Origin of the sequence: Xanthobacter aminoxidans (assembly GCF_023571765.1) — a bacterium.
GTDB lineage: Bacteria > Pseudomonadota > Alphaproteobacteria > Rhizobiales > Xanthobacteraceae > Xanthobacter > Xanthobacter aminoxidans.
In genome coordinates, this window is the sequence record NZ_JAMJXC010000006.1 from 104190 (window position 1) to 120388 (window position 16199).

Here is a 16199-nt window from a genome sequence, read left to right on the forward strand (position 1 = left end):
GATTTTTTTCTTGGCTGTGCTCATGCGAATGCCCGTGCCGGCCGAGGGATTGGACCCCGACGACGGCGGGCATGCGGGGCGCGTGATCTGCCGCGCCCCGCCCGCTCTGACCAGGACGAGGGGAACTAGCCCTGGTAGCGGATCTCGTAGGAGCCGCCCGGCTGGTAGGGCGAGCCGTAGACGGCAGCTTCGCGCCGGTAGGGCTTGGGCTCCTGCGGGTTCGCCTCTTCGATCTCGCGGGCAAGACGCTGCCCGTCGAAGGTGGCATCGGCGATGAGCTTGGGCGCCCAGGCGTCGCCGATCACGTACACGCCCTTGATGCCGCGGGCGTCCCACTCGCCGGAGCGCGCCTTGAGGGCCCGGAACAGGGCATCCTCGGAGCGGCGGGCGGTGACCAGCACGAGGGTGTCGTATTCGTGCCAGGCGTGGGTGGTGTTGGCACTGCGCGGCATCTTGCCGGGGCCGGTATAGACGCGCTTATGCCCGTCGCCCCAGAGGTTGTAGAGCTCGATCCGCCCGTCTTCCACGCGGCTCGCCCAGGTGCTGGAAAGCACGTTGATGTGCAGCTCATGCAGCATGCGGTGCATGTTCGGCGCTTCAAGCGTGAAGTGCATGTAGCGACCGAGTTCCACGCCCGACGCCACCGTCACCTGATGCCCTGCCTCCGCCAGCTTCTGCGCGAGGCTCGGCGCCATGTAGTAGGGGTCGGCATTGAGGATCATCACCCGCTTGCCGATGGGCTTGGTGCCGAGGATGACGTCTTCCGGCGTCAGCACATTGGCGCGCGGCGTGCCTTCCAGGCCCGGGATGGGCGCGTGGGTGAGGCAGTTGGTGCCGTCCGTGACCCAGTGGGCGCCGGTGGCGATCACCACCTTGTCGGCGCCGTAGGAGAGCACGTCCTCCACCGAGAGCTTCTTGCCGCCGAGGGCGATCTGGCTGTCGCGGTTGCGCTTCACCAGCTTGCCGAGCTGCACCTCGCGATAGTCGCGGTGATAGCTCCACTCGCCGAGGCCCGGCAGGGTGGCCACCTCGTTCACATAGCCACCGACCTTCTCGGCGCTGTCCACGAGATGGACCACATAGCCGCGCTCCATGAGCACGCGGGCGCACTCGGAGCCGGAGGGGCCGGCGCCCACCACCAGGATGGCATCGTCCGAGCCCTTCTTGGGGAAGCGCTCGGGATGCCAGCCGCGGCGGAATTCCTCGCCGGCGGTGGCGTTCTGGGTGCAGATCATGGGCGGGCCGCCGATCTCCCAGCGGGAGATGCAGACGTTGCAGCCGATGCAGGTGCGGATGTCGTCGAGACGGCCGTCGCGGATCTTCTCCGGCAGGAAGGGATCGGCGATGGAGGGGCGGGCGGCGCCGATGACGTCCAGCTCGCCGTTGCGGATGACCTCGACCATCTTCTCCGGATCGGTGAAGCGGCCGACGCCCAGCACGACCTTCTTCGAGGCCTGCTTCACGAACTTCTGCCAGGAAAGCTGGTGGCCCTGACGGTAGAAGCGGGAGGGACCGGCATCCTCGCCCCACTCGGCGATGTCGCCCACGTTCACGTCCCACAGGTCGACGAGGTCGTCGGCCAGCTCGACGAACTTGAGGCCGTCGCGCTCCACCTCGATGCCGTCCTCGCCGATCAGCGTATCGACGGCGAAGCGGGTGGCGATGGCGCATTCGGAGCCCACCGCCGCCTTCATCTGCTCCAGGGTCTCGACCCAGAAGCGGGCGCGGTTTTCGAAGCTGCCGCCGTACTTGTCGGTGCGCTTGTTGTAATACTTGGAGAGGAACTGCAGCGGCAGGTAGGAGTGCGCGCCGTAGCAATAGATAATGTCGAAGCCGGCATCGCGGGCGCGGCGGGCCGCCTCCACGTAGAAGCCCTGCACGCGACGGATGTCGTCGTAGTCCATCTCGTGGCAGTAGGTGAGGGATTCGAACTCGGAGGCGTACTGGCTCGGGCCGCGCGCGGTCTGGCGCGTCTCCATGCACGGGGCGTGGGCGCCGCCGTACCACAGCTCGACGCCCGCGAGCGCGCCGTATTTATGGATTTCCGAGGTCATCGCGGCGAGGTTGCGCACGTCGCCCTCGTCCCAGATGCGGGCGGAGACGCGGTGCGTATCGTCCGATTCCGGGTGGATGGAGCAGTATTCCGTGTTGAGGGCCGCCCAGCCGCCTTCGGCCTTGATGGAGCGGTGCGCGGCCTGGAAGCCGGGCTTGTCGGAACCGGCGCCGATGCAGTGCGGCACCTGGTAGAAGCGGTTCCGAAGGGTTTTCGGCCCGATCTTGATGGGCTCGAAAAGAATATCGTATTTGCTGACACCCAGCGTTTCGTGCGTCATCTCAACTCCCCGTAAATAATCCGGAAGGCAGGCGTGTGACGACCGGATCTCTTCGCCGAAAAAGACAAACAGAAGGCTCTGCGCGCACGGATGCGCACATCAAGACTGTCGCTTCTCGATGAAGAGCTTGCTTGTCTGTTCCCGGTCGTTTTCTTATTGGGATAACTCTAACGCGCCGGGCCATGTCTCCGGCAATAGTGCCAAATGGCACTATCGTGACATGCGGCACTGCAAAATCCGGCGGGTCTGCTATAGGGCGGCCGGGCTGACGTTAGGGGATATCGGGTGTCGGGCGCGCGGGCGCGAGCCGAAACCCGGCCTCTGCCAAGGGTTCCGCGCTGCGGCTTTCATTCGTCGGGTGGCTCTGGGGGCGGCGCGCGCGGCCGTCAGGTGAAGAGCGTGAGCACGCCGGTGTAGCCATAGAGGTGGTGACGGGCGATTTCGCCATCGGCGAAGAAGCCGACGAGCGGCACCGGGCCGAGGGCCTCGCGCACCATGGCGAACTCCGCGCAGGGCGCACCGAAATGCGGGCCTCCGCGGCCGGAGCAGCTCACATAGAGCGCGCCGCGGGCGCCGCCGGCGGCTTCGGCCTGCGCCTTCACCTCGGCGACGATGCGCAGGAGATCGTGGCGCGCAGCCTCCGCGTTGCGCTTGCAGAAGGCGAGCCTGGTGCCGGCCTCCAGCTGCTCCGCCACCACCAGCACGCCGGCCTTGCGGCCGACGCCCAAGAGGTGGCGGACCTGCGTGTCGGTGCCGAAGCGACCCGGCGCGGAGCTTGTATCCTCGCCCGGCGCGATCAGCCCGGCCAGCGTCTGGCCGAGTTCGAGGCGCAGCTGCTCGTCCGGGATGTCGGCGGGCAGGCCGAGGTCCTCCATCGCGCAGTCGAGGGCGCGGCCGCCATCGAGGGTGACGAGGTAATTGGCTTCGGCGCGGTCGATGGTCCGTTTGGGGCCGATGGGCTGGCAACCCTGGGTGACGCGGGACAGCACCGGCACCTCAGGCCCGAAGGCGACGCCCGACACCCCGCCGAGCATCACGTCGTCGGCGAACAGAAGAGGCTGGTTGCGGGCGGAGGACAGGCCGCCGAACAGGTAGCCGGTGAGGGTCTGCCCGGCCAGGGACTTGAGCCGCTCGGGCAGGTCCGGCGTGCCGCCATCGGCATGGACGAGGGCGGTGAAGGGCTCGAACCCGTCCGCTCCGAGCGGTTCCAGATCGGAGAAGACGCGGAAGCCGTCGGGCGGAATGTCGGCCAGCATGAGCGCCATGCCGGGCGCGTCGAAATATTCCACATCGTCCGCCGCCACCCCGACGCCGATGGTGCCGACCCAGCGCACCGACGGCAGGCCCGCCTTCAGGGCCTCCATGATGTTTCCGGCGGCGCCGGTGTAGCGGTCGGAGAGATAGCACCAGCCGAGCGTCGGCGGCGGCTTGTCCGCCAGTTGAGCGTGCAGCTGGCTCCAGCAGGAGCCAAGGGCGGCCTGCCAGTCGGTATTGCCGGCGTGGGCGAAGGAGAACTGGCTCATGGGCGGGTTTCCGCGCAATGCGTCCGGATGCGGACACGGAACTGAGGATCGTGCGCCGAACGAAGCAATCGGCGTGCCGTGCCGTCCCGCTCAGACCACGGGGGAGCGCATCCCGTCGCCGAGCACCGCCTGCACGTCGGTCAGGATGCGACGGAATTCCGCGTCCACCCGCCGCTCGAAGGCGAAGGCGGCATCGGCCTCGAGGCCGGCGTCCTCGTGGGAATCGTGGAAGGTCAGCGTCTGGCTGACGGCCTCCATAAGGGCGAGGCGGAGGGTTTCGTCCCCAGCCATCAGCTGCAGAGCCAGCACCAGCAGCTTGCGGTGGGCCGCCGTGGCGATGTCCAGTTCCAGCGGCGTTCGCGCCGGCAGGCCGTCCAAAGCCGCCGGGTGCGTGCTCTCTTCATGGGCCATGGCCGTCCTCCGCTCGCTCGGCCCCCTTCGGGCAACACGCAGGGCGGGGGCGAGGTTCCGCGATCAGCGCGGGCCGAGCGTCACCGCCAGCGCGGTCATGTCGTCAAACTGGGGGGCCGTGTCGGCCCAGCGGGTCGCGGTGTCGAGCAGGCCGGTGATGAAGGTCGCAGCCGGAAGATCGGGCGCTGCCGCAAGGGCGGCCTGCGCGGCGGCTTCGAGCCGGGCCTCGCCGAATGCTTCTTCCGCCGGGTTGAACGCGTCGGTGAGGCCGTCCGAGAACAGGAACAGGCGATCCCCGGGGGCGAGGGACACGGTCGCGGCACGGGTGCGGGCACCCTCCATCATGGCAAGGGCAGGGCCGGTGGCGGCGGGCCGCTCCAGCCCACCGTCGGCGCGCAGGATCATGCAGTCCGTATGGCCGCAATTGCAGTAGGTGAGGAGGCCCGTGTCGAGGTCGATGACACCGCAGAACAGGGTGACGAACATGTCCTCGCCATTGGTGGCGCAGAGCAGCTCGTTCACCCGCGCCACCGCGACGGCAAGGTCCGGCTCGCTCCGCAGGACCATGCGCAGCGCGGTCTGGGTGGCGCTCATGAACAAAGCGGCGGGGGTGCCCTTGCCGGCGACATCGCCCAGCGTCACCACCAGCCGGCGGCCATCAATGAGGAAATAATCGTAGAAATCGCCCCCCACGTCCTTCGCCGGACGCATGGCGGCGAAAATGTCCGCCTGTCCGGCCAGCGTCTCCGCCGGCAGGGGCGGGGGCAGCATGGCGCGCTGGATGGCGGCGGCGTTGGCCATCTCCCGCCGCTCGGCCGCCCGGCTCATGATCGCCTCGGCGAGACGGCGGAAGGAGTGGGAGAAATCCACCATCTCCGGCAGCGGATTGCGCAGGTCGTCGAGCAAAGCGAGGTCGAAGTTGCGCCGTTCCAGCGCATTCAGGGCGTTGGCGTAGAAGCCGAAGACCTGGTTGAAGGTCTCGAAGCGGCGGCCGAACTGGCGCATGACGGCGGAGAGGAGATCGGGATGCACCCGCCCCGCCGCCTCCAGCGCCTCGGCGGACAGCCGTACCGCGCGGATGGGGGTGAGGGCATCCACATGGGCGGTGCGGGCGACGCCGGTGAAGGCGGCGATCTCGCCGATCACCGCCGGCGCCTGCAATTGGGCGAGCTGGACGTGCTCGTAGGGCGTGTCGATGGTGACGACCGCCGTGCCCTCGAACACCAGCAGGGCGAAGGTCCCGATGTCGCCCCGGCAGAGCAGGCGGGTGCCGGCCGCCACGTCCATCCATTCGCCACCGGCGATGAGGGCGCTGAGCGCCTCCAGCGGAAAGCCGGCGAAATAGGGATGGCGCGCCATCACCTGCGCGGCCGCCAGGGCGGCCGGCGCCGTTCCGCCCGGAACCGTCGGGTCCGGTCTCTGCTGCTGTGATGCTCCTGGTACCATGGTCCGCGTGCGCCCCCCACGATGAACCACTATAGCGCAGCCGGGGCGGGACGCTCTTACCTCAAACGCGGGACGGCGCGGGCGCTACTTGATGTGCAGCTGGGCGATGGCCCGCGACAGCACGGAGAACAGAACGGCGGTGGACCAGCCGAACAGCAGCATGCCGTTGGCCGCCGTCATCGGCCCGAGGATGCGCCAGGGCCGGGCCGGGATGAGGTCGCCATAGCCGAGCGTCGTGAAATTGACGAAGGCGAAATAATAGATGTTGTCGGGCTCGGTGGCACCGGTGAGCGCATAGAGCTGCGCCCACACCATCACCTCCACGAGGTGGAAGACGGTGAGCAGCGTTCCCGAGGCCGCCATGACGACGACGAGTGTCTCGATCTTGCGCCGTCCGCTGAGGTGCTGCGCAGCGATACGCACCATCTTGATGACGACGACGGTACCCAGGGCCTGGATCGCGATGGTGATGATGCTCACCAGAAGGCCCGCAGCGAATGCTCCGTCCATCAACATCCCCATCGCTCTCCGCATCAGGTGGGTGCGCACCCGCCAACCAGCGTGATGGACCCGCGCGGACGTGGCAGCAAGGGGCGCCGAGGCGTTGCGTTCAAGGGCTTTGCGGCGCGGTGCCGGCGCGGTTCCGAGGGGGCCCGGTGACATGGCCGCAGCGCCGGCACATTGATCTTGATCGGTTTGTGTGTATTTTGCGCCGCAAAATACCCCTTTCCCGGCGGGCCCGAACCATTCGGACCCGCGTTTTCGTGCTGGACCCTCCATGAAGCTGCGGAACATCGCCATCATCGCCCACGTCGACCACGGCAAGACCACGCTGGTGGACGAGCTGCTGAAGCAGTCGGGGTCCTACCGCGAGAACCAGCGCGTGGCCGAGCGCGTGATGGATTCCAACGATCTGGAAAAGGAGCGCGGTATCACCATCCTCGCCAAGGCCACCTCGGTGGTCTGGAAGGACACGCGCATCAACATCGTGGACACCCCCGGCCACGCCGACTTCGGCGGCGAGGTGGAGCGTATCCTGAACATGGTGGACGGTGCCATCGTGCTCGTGGACGCTGCGGAAGGCCCCATGCCGCAGACCAAGTTCGTGGTCGGCAAGGCGCTGAAGATCGGCCTCAAGCCCATCGTCGCCATCAACAAGGTGGACCGCTCCGACGCCCGTCCCACCGAAGTCATCAACGAGGTGTTCGACCTGTTCGCGGCGCTCGACGCCACCGACGACCAGCTCGACTTCCCCATCCTCTACGGCTCCGGCCGCAGCGGCTGGATGGCCGACAGCCCGGAAGGTCCCATGGACCAGGGCATGGCGCCCCTGTTCGACCTCGTGCTGAAGCATGTGCCCGAGCCCACCGTGGACGACGGCCCGTTCCGCATGATCGGCACGCTCCTGGAGGCCAACCCCTTCCTCGGCCGCATGATCACCGGCCGCATCACCTCCGGCTCCATCAAGCCGAACCAGGCCATCAAGGTGCTGGCGCAGGACGGCTCGCTGGTCGAGCAGGGCCGCGTCTCCAAGATCCTCGCCTTCCGCGGCATCGAGCGCCAGCCCATCGAGGAAGGCGTGCAGGGCGACATCGTCGCCATCGCCGGCCTCTCCAAGGGCACGGTGGCCGATACCTTCTGCGCGCTCGAAGTGACCGAGGCCATGGCGGCCCAGCCCATCGATCCGCCCACCGTCACCATGTCGTTCATCGTGAACGATTCGCCCCTCGCCGGTACCGAGGGTGACAAGGTGACGAGCCGCGTCATCCGCGACCGCCTGTTCCGCGAGGCGGAAGGCAACGTGGCGCTGAAGATCGAGGAATCCACCGAGAAGGATTCCTTCTTCGTCTCCGGCCGTGGCGAACTGCAGCTTGCGGTGCTGATCGAGACCATGCGCCGCGAGGGCTTCGAGATCGCCGTGTCCCGTCCCCGCGTGGTGTTCCAGAAGGACGAGGCGACGGGCCAGGTGCTGGAGCCCATCGAGGAAGTCCTGATCGACGTGGACGAGGAATATTCCGGCACCGTCGTCCAGAAGATGAGCGAGCGCCGCGCCGAGATGATCGAGATGCGGCCCTCCGGCGGCAACCGCCAGCGCCTCGTCTTCTACGCGCCCACCCGCGGCCTCATCGGCTACCAGTCGGAACTGCTCACCGACACCCGCGGCACGGCCATCATGAACCGGCTGTTCCACGAGTACGCGCCCTACAAGGGCGAGATCGCCGGCCGCACCAACGGCGTGCTCATCGCCAATGCGGCGGGCGAGGCGGTGGCTTACGCTCTGTGGAACCTGGAAGACCGCGGCCCTATGATGATCGAGCCCGGCTGGAAGGTGTATCAGGGCATGCTCATCGGCGTGCACAACCGGGACAACGACCTGGAAGTGAACGTGCTGAAGGGCAAGCAGCTCACCAACATCCGCACCACCTCCAAGGACGAGGCGGTGCGCCTGACCCCGCCCATCCGCATGACGCTGGAGCGGGCGCTGGCGTGGATCCAGGACGACGAACTGGTGGAGGTGACGCCCAAGTCCATCCGCCTGCGCAAGCGCCTGCTGGACCCCAACGACCGCAAGCGCGAGGAGCGCAAGAAGGAAACCGAGCTGGCCTGAGGGCCACCCGCCTTCGGATATTGAAAAGGGCAGCGGTTCCGGCCGCTGCCCTTTTTGTTTGGGGGAATCTCTCTCGCGCCCCGGACGCATGCAGCGCCAGCGGAATGCGAGCCGGGACCCAGCGCAACGGACCGCCGAAGGCGCTTCCAAACCCGGGCGCCCTCAGGTCTGGCCCCGCTGCGCGGGGATTCTTGCGCTGGACCCCGGATCAGCGCTCCGGCGGTGCCGTCGCTTGTCCGGGGAGCGGTGAGCCTGCGCCGTGCGCCGCCACCGGCCCTATCCCTGCGCCACCTCCACCACCCGCTCCGCGATGGCGAGGCAGCTCGTCAGCCCCGGCGATTCGATGCCGAACAGGTTCACCAGCCCCGGCACGCCGTGCACCGCCGGCCCCTGGATGACGAAATCGGGCGCCCGCCCGTCCACGCCGGGGATCTTCGGCCGGATGCCGGAATAGCCCGGCGCCAGATCCTCCTCCCGCACATCCGGCCAGTAGCGGCGGATGGAGGCCATCATGGTGGTCTTGCGGGCGGGATCGACCTCGTAGCGCCGCTCGCTCACCCATTCCACATCCGGCCCGAAGCGCCCCTGCCCGCCGAGATCGAGGGTGAGGTGGGTGCCGAGCCCTCCCGCCTCCGGCACCGGATAGATCAGGCGCGAGAAGGGCACCTTCCGGAGGCAGGTGAAGTAATTGCCCTTGGCCATGGTCTCCTGCGGCACCAAGTGAGCGGGCATGCCGGAGATGGCGCGGGCCAGCGCGGGGGCATCGAGCCCGGCGGAATTCACGAACAGGCGGCAGGCGAGCGTCATAGGCTCCGGCCCGCCGGTGGTGAGCACGACGCCGTCCGCCCCCGCCTTAGCGGCAACGATGGGGGAGGAGAGGGCGAGCATCCCGCCGGCCGCCTCCATGTCGCCCAGCAGCGCCAGCATGAGGCCGTGGGAATCCACGATGCCGGTGGAGGGCGAATGCAGCGCCGCATGGGCCGAGAGGGCCGGCTCCAGCGCCCGCGCTTCCGCGCCGCTCAACATCCTGAGGTCATCGACGCCGTTGGCCGCCCCGGTCCTCGCCAGCTTTTCCAGATAGGCGACTTCCTCCGGCGCGGCGGCGACGATGAGCTTGCCAATGCGCCTGTGCCCCACCCCGTGGCTTTCGCAGAAGGCATAGAGCAGCGCCCGTCCGCGCACGCACAGCTCGGCCTTCAGGCTTAAGGGCTCATAATAGATGCCGGCATGGATCACCTCGGAATTGCGCGAGGAGGTGCCGGTGCCGATGGCGTCCGCCGCCTCCACCAGCACCACTTCCCGGCCTGCCAGCGCCAATGCGCGGGCGATGGCGAGGCCCACCACGCCTGCGCCGGCGACGATGCACTCCACCTGATCCATGCCGCTCTTCCCGTGATCCGCGACCGGTACCATAGCGCAGGCCGGGCCTGCGGGGAGCGGCTTCCTGGAAGTGCTCCAGCCAGCAACTAGTTGCTATCGGCCGGAGGGCCCGCGAGGTCCAATCGGGGCCATGATGACGTCCGCCCCCGCACCCCTCCCCCTTGAAGTCGAGGAAATCCGCCTCGATCGGGACCGGCGCCGCCTGACCCTCGCCTATGGCGGGACGCGGGCGGAATTCTCCGCCGAGCGCCTGCGCTCCGCCTGCCGCTGCGCCGCCTGCACGGCGGACCGCGCCCGCGACCGCTTTCCCTCAGCCTTCCCCGGCGTGGCGCTCACCGGCGTGGAGCCGTTCGGCGCGCACGGCCTGAACCTCAGCTTTTCCGACGGCCACAAGCGCGGGGTCTATCCCTTCGCCTATCTCGCGGCGCTGGCCGCCGAGGCCGCCAACGACCTTCCGGAGATGAACCCATGAGCGCGTTCGACAGCGAGATGAAGACCGAGATCGTCGAGACCGACATCCTCGTCATCGGCGGCGGCACCGGCGGCCCGATGGCGGCCATCAAGGCCAAGGAGAAGAATCCCGGCCTCAAGGTGGTCCTCATGGAGAAGGCCAATGTGAAGCGCTCCGGCGCTGTCTCCATGGGCATGGACGGGCTGAACAACGCCGTCATCCCCGGCTACGCCACCCCCGAGCAGTATGTGAAGGAGATCACCGTCGCCAACGACGGCATCGTCCACCAGAAGGCGGTGATGGCCTACGCGACCGGTTCCTACCCGATGATCCAGTATCTGGATTCCATCGGCGTGAAGTTCGAGAAGGACGGCTCCGGCGAATACAATGTGCGCAAGGTGCACCACATGGGCACCTATGTGCTGCCCATGCCGGAAGGCCACCACGTCAAGAAGGCGCTCTATCGCCAGCTGCGCAAGCACCAGGTGCTGGTGACCAACCGCTACATGGCCACCCGCCTCCTCACCGGCACGGACGGCCGCATCGCCGGCGCCATCGGGGTGAACACCCGTACCGGCGAGTTCCTGGTGATCCGCGCCAAGGCGGTGGTGCTGGCCTGCGGCGCCGCCGGCCGCCTCGGCCTGCCGGCCTCCGGCTATCTCTTCGGCACCTATGAGAACCCGGCGAACTGCGGCGACGGCTACGCCATGGCCTACCATGCGGGTGCCGGCCTCGCGAACCTCGAGTGCTACCAGATCAACCCGCTCATCAAGGACTACAACGGCCCGGCCTGCGCCTACGTCACCGGCCCGTTCGGCGGCTATACCGCCAACAACAAGGGCGAGCGCTTCATCGAGTGCGACTACTGGTCGGGCCAGATGATGAAGGAATTCTACGGCGAGCTGCTCAGCGGCAACGGTCCGGTCTTCCTCAACATGACCCACCTCGCCGAGGAGACCATCTCCGAGATCGAGACCATCCTCCATTCCAATGAACGGCCCTCGCGCGGCCGGTTCCACGAGAACCGCGGCACGAACTACCGCGAGAAGATGGTGGAGATGCACATCTCCGAAATCGGCTTCTGCTCCGGCCACTCGGCCTCGGGCGTGTGGGTGGACGAGAATGCCCGCACCACCGTGCCGGGCCTCTATGCCGCCGGCGACATGGCGAGCGTGCCGCACAATTACATGCTCGGCGCCTTTGTGAACGGCGGCATCGCCGGTGAGGATGCGGCCGACTATTGCGCCTCCACCGATCTGCCCGCCTATGACGCCGCCGATATCGCCCGCGAGCAGGCCCGCGTGATGGCCCCGACCCGTCGCGACGACGGCCTCACCCCGTTCGAGATGGAGTACAAGGCCCGCCGCCTCGTGAACGATTATCTCCAGCCGCCGAAGGTGACGGCCAAGTACAAGATCGGCCAGGCCCGCCTCGCCGAGGTGCGCGACGATCTTTCGGCGCTGTGCGTCAAGGATCCACATGAATTGATGCGGGCGCTGGAGCTGCAATCCATCCTCGATTGCGCCGACATGGCCGCCGCCGCCTCGCTGTACCGCACCGAGAGCCGCTGGGGTCTCTATCACTGGCGCGTCGACCACCCGGCCACCGACAACGAGAACTGGTTCTGCCACACCCTCCTCTACAAGGACGAGATGGGCCGCATGGCGCACAAGAAGCGCGCGGTGGACCCCTATGTCGTCGAGATCGATGAGGACGAGATGGGCGCCTACCACCAGCTGCGCACCCCGGCCATCGCCGCCGAGTGAGCCTCACACCCCGAATTCCGGAGCTGCCCCATGCCTTTCGCCAACCACACCACCTCCGTGCCCGTGACCGTCGATGACGACAAGTGCATCGCCGAGAAGGGCTGCCGCGTCTGCATCGACGTGTGCCCCCTCGACGTGCTCGCCATCAACCCGGCCTCCGGCAAGGCGCACATGAAGTATGACGAGTGCTGGTACTGCATGCCGTGCGAGGTGGATTGCCCCACCGGCGCGGTGAAGGTCGAAATCCCCTATTTGCTGCGGTGAGCGCCATGGCCATCTTCGACGATTTCGACGACGATCTCGACGCCGTGACGGATCGCGCCCGCGATCCCGATGCCGGCATCCGCCGCGTGGCCATGCTGGGCCTCGCGGAGAGCGTGGACCCGGGCGCGGTGGACCTGCTGCTGGCCGGCCTGAAGGACGCCGATGCCGGCGTGCGGGAAGCCGCCGCCAAGTCCCTGGACGAGCATTCCGGCCTGCCGGCCGCCCTCGGCCTCATCGATGCGCTGGACGACGCGGAGGAAGCGGTGCGCCTCGCTGCTGCCGAGAGCCTCGCCGACAAGAAGGAGCCGGCCTCCGCCCCCCGCCTCATCGAGCGGGCGCAGGAGACGGGTGGCCCCCTGAGCGCGTTCGTCCGCACGTCGGCGCTCCGGGCGCTGCGCGACATGCAGGATGCCTCGGCCATGCCGGTGGCCCTCGGCGCGCTCACCGATCCCGACATGGCGGTTCGGCGCGAGGCGCTGGGCGTGCTTGGCTATCTCAAGGCGGATGCCGCGCTCCCCGCGCTGCTGCTGGCGGCCACCGATCCCGAGCCGGCGGTGCGCCGGGCGGTGATGGCGGCCCTCGTGTTCGTGCGGAGCGGCACCGCGGGCGTGCCCGCGCTGATCGCGGGCCTCAGCGACGGCCACTGGCAGGTGCGCGAAGAAGCGGCCTATTCCATCGGCAAGGCGAAGATTCTCGAGGCGGTGGACCCGCTGATCATCGCCGCCAATGACGATGCCTGGCAGGTGAAGGCCAAGGCGGTGAACGCGCTCGGCAAGCTGAAGGCCCGCGCGGCGGTTCCCGTGGTGTCGGAGGCGCTGGGCGACCAGTTGTCCAACGTGCGCAAGGAGGCTGCCGCGGCGCTGGGCGAGATCGCCGATCCCGCCGCCGTGCCCGCGCTCGAAGCCGTTTATGACGACCCGGACCCGGACGTGCGCAAGCTGGTGCGCTGGGCCATCGACCGCTGCCGCGCGGCCTGAGGGCAGGGCGTTCCAGCCCTCCCTAATGGCCGGTCATGAAACCGAACCGGGCCGGCCGTACTTCTCCAATCTGAGCCGGAGCGCCAGAGTGCTCCGGCAGAGCGGGAGAAGGCGTCCATGGCGGAGCAGGAACGCGAGAGGCTGAAGACCGGGCCGTTGTGGTGGCAGTCCGGCGTGGTCTACCAGATCTATCCGCGCTCGTTTCAGGATTCGAACGGCGATGGCGTGGGCGACCTTGCCGGCATCATCTCCCGGCTCGCCTATCTCGCCGACCTCGGCATCGACGCCATCTGGATCTCCCCCATCTATCCCTCTCCCATGGCCGACTTCGGCTATGACGTGGCCGACTACACCGCCATCCATCCCCTGTTCGGCACGCTCAAAGATTTCGACCGGCTGGTTCAGGAGGCCCACGCGCTGGGGCTGAGGATCATCCTCGATTTCGTGCCCAACCACTCTTCGCGGGAGCATCCCTGGTTCAAGGCCTCCCGCTCGGGCAAGGATGATCCCAAACGCGACTGGTACATCTGGCGCGATCCCGGCCCGGATGGCGGCCCGCCCAACAACTGGCTTTCGGAATTCGGCGGCAGCGCCTGGGAATTTGATGCGGCGAGCGGTCAGTATTACTACCACGCCTTCCTGAAGGAGCAGCCGGACCTCAACTGGCGCAATCCGGAGGTGGTGGAAGCCATGCACAATGTCCTGCGCTTCTGGCTCGACCGGGGCGTGGACGGTTTCCGCATCGATGCGCTCTGGCACGTCATCAAGGATGCCGAGTTCCGCGACAATCCGCCGAATCCCGATTTCCGCGAGGGCATGAACCCGCATTCTGCCCTGAGCCAGCTCTATACCGGCGACCGGCCGGAGGTGATGGAGGTGATCGCGGGCTTCCGTGACCTCGTCGAGTCCTATGAGGGCGACCGGGTGCTGATCGGCGAGGCCTATCTGCCGCTCCACCGCATCGCCGCCTACTACGGCGAGGACGGGCGCGGCGTGCATCTGCCGTTCAACTTCACGCTCCTCGCGGCGCCGTGGAATGCAGCGGAACTGGCGCCGCTGATCGCCGCGTATGAGGCCGCCATCCCCGAGGGCGGCTGGCCCAACTGGGTGCTTTCCAACCACGACCGGCCGCGCGTCGTCGGCCGCCTCGGTCCCGATCAGGCGCGGGTGGCGGCCATGCTGCTGCTGACGCTCCGGGGCACGCCGACGCTCTATTACGGCGACGAGATCGGCATGGCGCAGGTGCCCATCCCGCCCGAGCGGGTGCAGGACCCGTTCGAGAAGAACGTGCCCGGCCTCGGGCTCGGCCGCGACGGCGCGCGCACGCCCATGCAGTGGGACGATGGCCCCTTCGCCGGCTTCTCCACGGTGGAGCCGTGGCTGCCGCTGGCGGACGATTTCACCGAGGTGAACGTGAAGCGGGAGCGGGGGGAGGCGGCCTCCCTGCTCACCCTCACCCGCGCGCTGCTGGCCCTGCGGCGGGCGCATCCGGCCCTGTCCGTGGGGCTGTGGTCCCCGGTGGCGGCGGTGGGCGAACTCGTCGCCTATCTCAGGCAGGGGGAGGGGGAGGGGCTGCTGGTGGCGCTGAATCTGGGCGGCAACCCGCTGTCGGCGACGCTGCCGGAAGTTGCGGGCGGAGGACGCCTGCTCCTCTCCACCTTCTGCGATCGCGCGGGCGAACAGGTGGGCGACACCATCGACCTCAGGCCCAACGAGGGCATCGTGGTGCAACTGGCGCCCTGAACGAAAAGGGGCGGCCGAAGCCGCCCCTTGAACGTGAGGTGGATGGCCGGCTCAGGAGAGCTTGCCGGTATATTTTTCCAGCGTGGCCCAGGCCTCGTCGCCGTACTTGCCCTTCCACTCGGCATAGAAGCCGGCCTTGCGCAGCTGGTCGCGGAAGCTGTCCACCTTCGGCTCGTTGAAGGTGAGGCCCTTTTCCGCCAGCTCCTTGCGCAGGGAGTTGTTGAGGGCGAACACGTCGTCGCGCTGCTTGAGGCCCGCCTCGTTAATGTTCTTCGCCACGATGGCGCGCAGGTCGTCGGGCAGCTTCTCGAAAGCGCGGCGGTTGGCGAGGAACCAGAAGCCGTCCCACATGTGGTTGGTGAGGGAGCAGTATTTCTGCACCTCGTAGAGCTTCGCCGTGGAGATGATGGCGAGCGGGTTCTCCTGCGCGTCCACGGCGCGGGTCTGCAGCGCAGTGTAGACTTCGGCGAAGTTGAGCGAGGCGGGGGCGCTGTCGAACGCCTTGAACATGGAGGTCCACAGCGGCGACACCGGCACGCGGATCTTCAGGCCCTTGAGGTCGGCCGCGGTCTCGATGGGCTTGGTGGAGGTGGTGATCTGGCGGAAGCCGTTGTCCCAGATCTTGTCCATGGCGACGATGCCGGCCTTGGAGATCTGCCCGCGCACGTAGGTGCCCAGATCGCCGTCCATGGCCTTCCACACGCTGGCATAGTCCGGGAAGGCGAAGCCGATGCCGCTGATGGAGGCGTTGGGCACCAGCGTCGAGAGGATCAGCGGCGAGAGGGTGAAGAACTCGATGGCCCCGGAGCGCAGCTGGCTCAGCATGTCGGTGTCGCCACCGAGCTGGCTGGAGGGGAAGATGCTGATCTCGACCTTCCCCTTGGTCTCGGCCTTGATCTTCGCCGCCATTTCCTGCGCCCGCACGTTCATGGGGTGCGTGACCGGCAGGTTGTTGGCGTATTTGTAGGAGAATTCGGCGCTCTGGGCCCGCGCGACGGTGGGGGCGAACAGGGCCGGCGCGATGGCGCCGGTCAGCGCCGTGGCGGCGCTCGCCTTGATGAGGGTGCGACGGGTCAGGGTCATCGGTGCTCCTCCTTGCGGCCGTTTCGCGCGGCGCCCCGACTGGCTCCGCTCCGGCCCGACTGGTTTCCTTGGGTCCAATATATGGACCTCTTTTCCCGCCGCCCATGCTGGCCCGCTTGTGGCGATTTCGCAAGCAGATTATGGTTCCAGAGGACGCCGCGCGACGGCAGTCCCAATTCGCCAGATAAATCAGGTCCATATTCTGGATCAAGGG

The 16199-nt window shown here is 67.8% G+C and carries 13 protein-coding genes; 6 read left to right on the plus strand and 7 right to left on the minus strand.

Annotation, left to right across the window (positions count from 1 at the left end; genetic code table 11):
• Positions 1-125: 125 nt before the first annotated feature.
• The 5 genes from EJ105_RS11665 to EJ105_RS11685 all read right to left on the minus strand — a co-directional run bounded on the left by EJ105_RS11665 (position 126) and on the right by EJ105_RS11685 (position 6223).
• On the minus strand, positions 126-2333 hold the full coding sequence (locus EJ105_RS11665) for an oxidoreductase (RefSeq protein WP_029557247.1): 2208 nt from the start codon (positions 2331-2333) through the stop codon (positions 126-128).
• Between the two features lie 386 nt (positions 2334-2719).
• Positions 2720-3856 (minus strand): FIST signal transduction protein, encoded by a 1137-nt coding sequence (locus EJ105_RS11670; protein ID WP_250166464.1) that lies wholly within the window; start codon positions 3854-3856, stop codon positions 2720-2722.
• 90 nt (positions 3857-3946) lie between these two features.
• Entirely contained in the window at positions 3947-4267 is a 321-nt protein-coding gene (locus EJ105_RS11675; protein WP_029557249.1) for a hypothetical protein, read from the minus strand.
• A gap of 63 nt (positions 4268-4330) precedes the next feature.
• Positions 4331-5626: a PP2C family protein-serine/threonine phosphatase gene (locus tag EJ105_RS11680; RefSeq protein WP_250166465.1), complete on the minus strand. Its 1296-nt coding sequence runs from the start codon at positions 5624-5626 to the stop codon at positions 4331-4333.
• A 171-nt stretch (positions 5627-5797) separates the two neighbouring features.
• Entirely contained in the window at positions 5798-6223 is a 426-nt protein-coding gene (locus tag EJ105_RS11685) for a potassium channel family protein (RefSeq protein ID WP_024277652.1), read from the minus strand.
• A 268-nt stretch (positions 6224-6491) separates the two neighbouring features.
• On the opposite strand from EJ105_RS11685, the gene typA reads away from it, so the two are divergent.
• A complete protein-coding gene (gene typA / locus EJ105_RS11690) occupies positions 6492-8321 on the plus strand; it encodes a translational GTPase TypA (protein ID WP_029557252.1) in 1830 nt (609 codons plus the stop codon).
• Positions 8322-8597: 276 nt separating this feature from the next.
• On the opposite strand, the gene EJ105_RS11695 is transcribed toward typA, so the two are convergent.
• On the minus strand, positions 8598-9701 hold the full coding sequence (locus EJ105_RS11695) for an NAD(P)/FAD-dependent oxidoreductase (protein WP_250166466.1): 1104 nt from the start codon (positions 9699-9701) through the stop codon (positions 8598-8600).
• Between the two features lie 130 nt (positions 9702-9831).
• Between EJ105_RS11695 and EJ105_RS11700 the strand changes: the two genes are divergently transcribed.
• The 5 genes from EJ105_RS11700 to EJ105_RS11720 all read left to right on the plus strand — a co-directional run bounded on the left by EJ105_RS11700 (position 9832) and on the right by EJ105_RS11720 (position 14902).
• Entirely contained in the window at positions 9832-10173 is a 342-nt protein-coding gene (locus EJ105_RS11700; RefSeq protein WP_250166467.1) for a DUF971 domain-containing protein, read from the plus strand.
• Complete coding sequence (locus EJ105_RS11705; protein ID WP_250166468.1) at positions 10170-11918, plus strand: fumarate reductase/succinate dehydrogenase flavoprotein subunit; 1749 nt, start codon at positions 10170-10172, stop codon at positions 11916-11918. The genes EJ105_RS11700 and EJ105_RS11705 overlap by 4 nt, the downstream gene beginning before the upstream one ends.
• 30 nt (positions 11919-11948) lie before the next feature.
• Positions 11949-12182, plus strand: coding sequence for a 4Fe-4S dicluster domain-containing protein (locus tag EJ105_RS11710; RefSeq protein WP_024277657.1), 234 nt, complete (start codon positions 11949-11951; stop codon positions 12180-12182).
• A 5-nt stretch (positions 12183-12187) separates the two neighbouring features.
• Entirely contained in the window at positions 12188-13159 is a 972-nt protein-coding gene (locus EJ105_RS11715) for a HEAT repeat domain-containing protein (protein ID WP_250166469.1), read from the plus strand.
• Positions 13160-13276: 117 nt separating this feature from the next.
• The gene (locus EJ105_RS11720) at positions 13277-14902 is read left to right on the plus strand and encodes an alpha-amylase family glycosyl hydrolase (RefSeq protein ID WP_250166470.1); all 1626 of its coding nucleotides are present in this window, start codon (positions 13277-13279) and stop codon (positions 14900-14902) included.
• A 51-nt stretch (positions 14903-14953) separates the two neighbouring features.
• On the opposite strand, the gene EJ105_RS11725 is transcribed toward EJ105_RS11720, so the two are convergent.
• Complete coding sequence (locus EJ105_RS11725) at positions 14954-15985, minus strand: TRAP transporter substrate-binding protein (protein WP_250166471.1); 1032 nt, start codon at positions 15983-15985, stop codon at positions 14954-14956.
• Between the last annotated feature and the right edge of the window lie 214 nt (positions 15986-16199).

What these genes read in the sequence shown, in the direction of transcription:
- EJ105_RS11665 (WP_029557247.1), bottom strand. Translation starts at nt 2,333, where the DNA reads ATGACGCACGAAACGCTGGGTGTCAGCAAATACGATATTCTTTTCGAG.
- EJ105_RS11670 (WP_250166464.1), bottom strand. Translation starts at nt 3,856, where the DNA reads ATGAGCCAGTTCTCCTTCGCCCACGCCGGCAATACCGACTGGCAGGCC.
- EJ105_RS11675 (WP_029557249.1), bottom strand. Translation starts at nt 4,267, where the DNA reads ATGGCCCATGAAGAGAGCACGCACCCGGCGGCTTTGGACGGCCTGCCG.
- EJ105_RS11680 (WP_250166465.1), bottom strand. Translation starts at nt 5,626, where the DNA reads ATGGCGCGCCATCCCTATTTCGCCGGCTTTCCGCTGGAGGCGCTCAGC.
- EJ105_RS11685 (WP_024277652.1), bottom strand. Translation starts at nt 6,223, where the DNA reads ATGGACGGAGCATTCGCTGCGGGCCTTCTGGTGAGCATCATCACCATC.
- typA (WP_029557252.1), top strand. Translation starts at nt 6,492, where the DNA reads ATGAAGCTGCGGAACATCGCCATCATCGCCCACGTCGACCACGGCAAG.
- EJ105_RS11695 (WP_250166466.1), bottom strand. Translation starts at nt 9,701, where the DNA reads ATGGATCAGGTGGAGTGCATCGTCGCCGGCGCAGGCGTGGTGGGCCTC.
- EJ105_RS11700 (WP_250166467.1), top strand. Translation starts at nt 9,832, where the DNA reads ATGATGACGTCCGCCCCCGCACCCCTCCCCCTTGAAGTCGAGGAAATC.
- EJ105_RS11705 (WP_250166468.1), top strand. Translation starts at nt 10,170, where the DNA reads ATGAGCGCGTTCGACAGCGAGATGAAGACCGAGATCGTCGAGACCGAC.
- EJ105_RS11710 (WP_024277657.1), top strand. Translation starts at nt 11,949, where the DNA reads ATGCCTTTCGCCAACCACACCACCTCCGTGCCCGTGACCGTCGATGAC.
- EJ105_RS11715 (WP_250166469.1), top strand. Translation starts at nt 12,188, where the DNA reads ATGGCCATCTTCGACGATTTCGACGACGATCTCGACGCCGTGACGGAT.
- EJ105_RS11720 (WP_250166470.1), top strand. Translation starts at nt 13,277, where the DNA reads ATGGCGGAGCAGGAACGCGAGAGGCTGAAGACCGGGCCGTTGTGGTGG.
- EJ105_RS11725 (WP_250166471.1), bottom strand. Translation starts at nt 15,985, where the DNA reads ATGACCCTGACCCGTCGCACCCTCATCAAGGCGAGCGCCGCCACGGCG.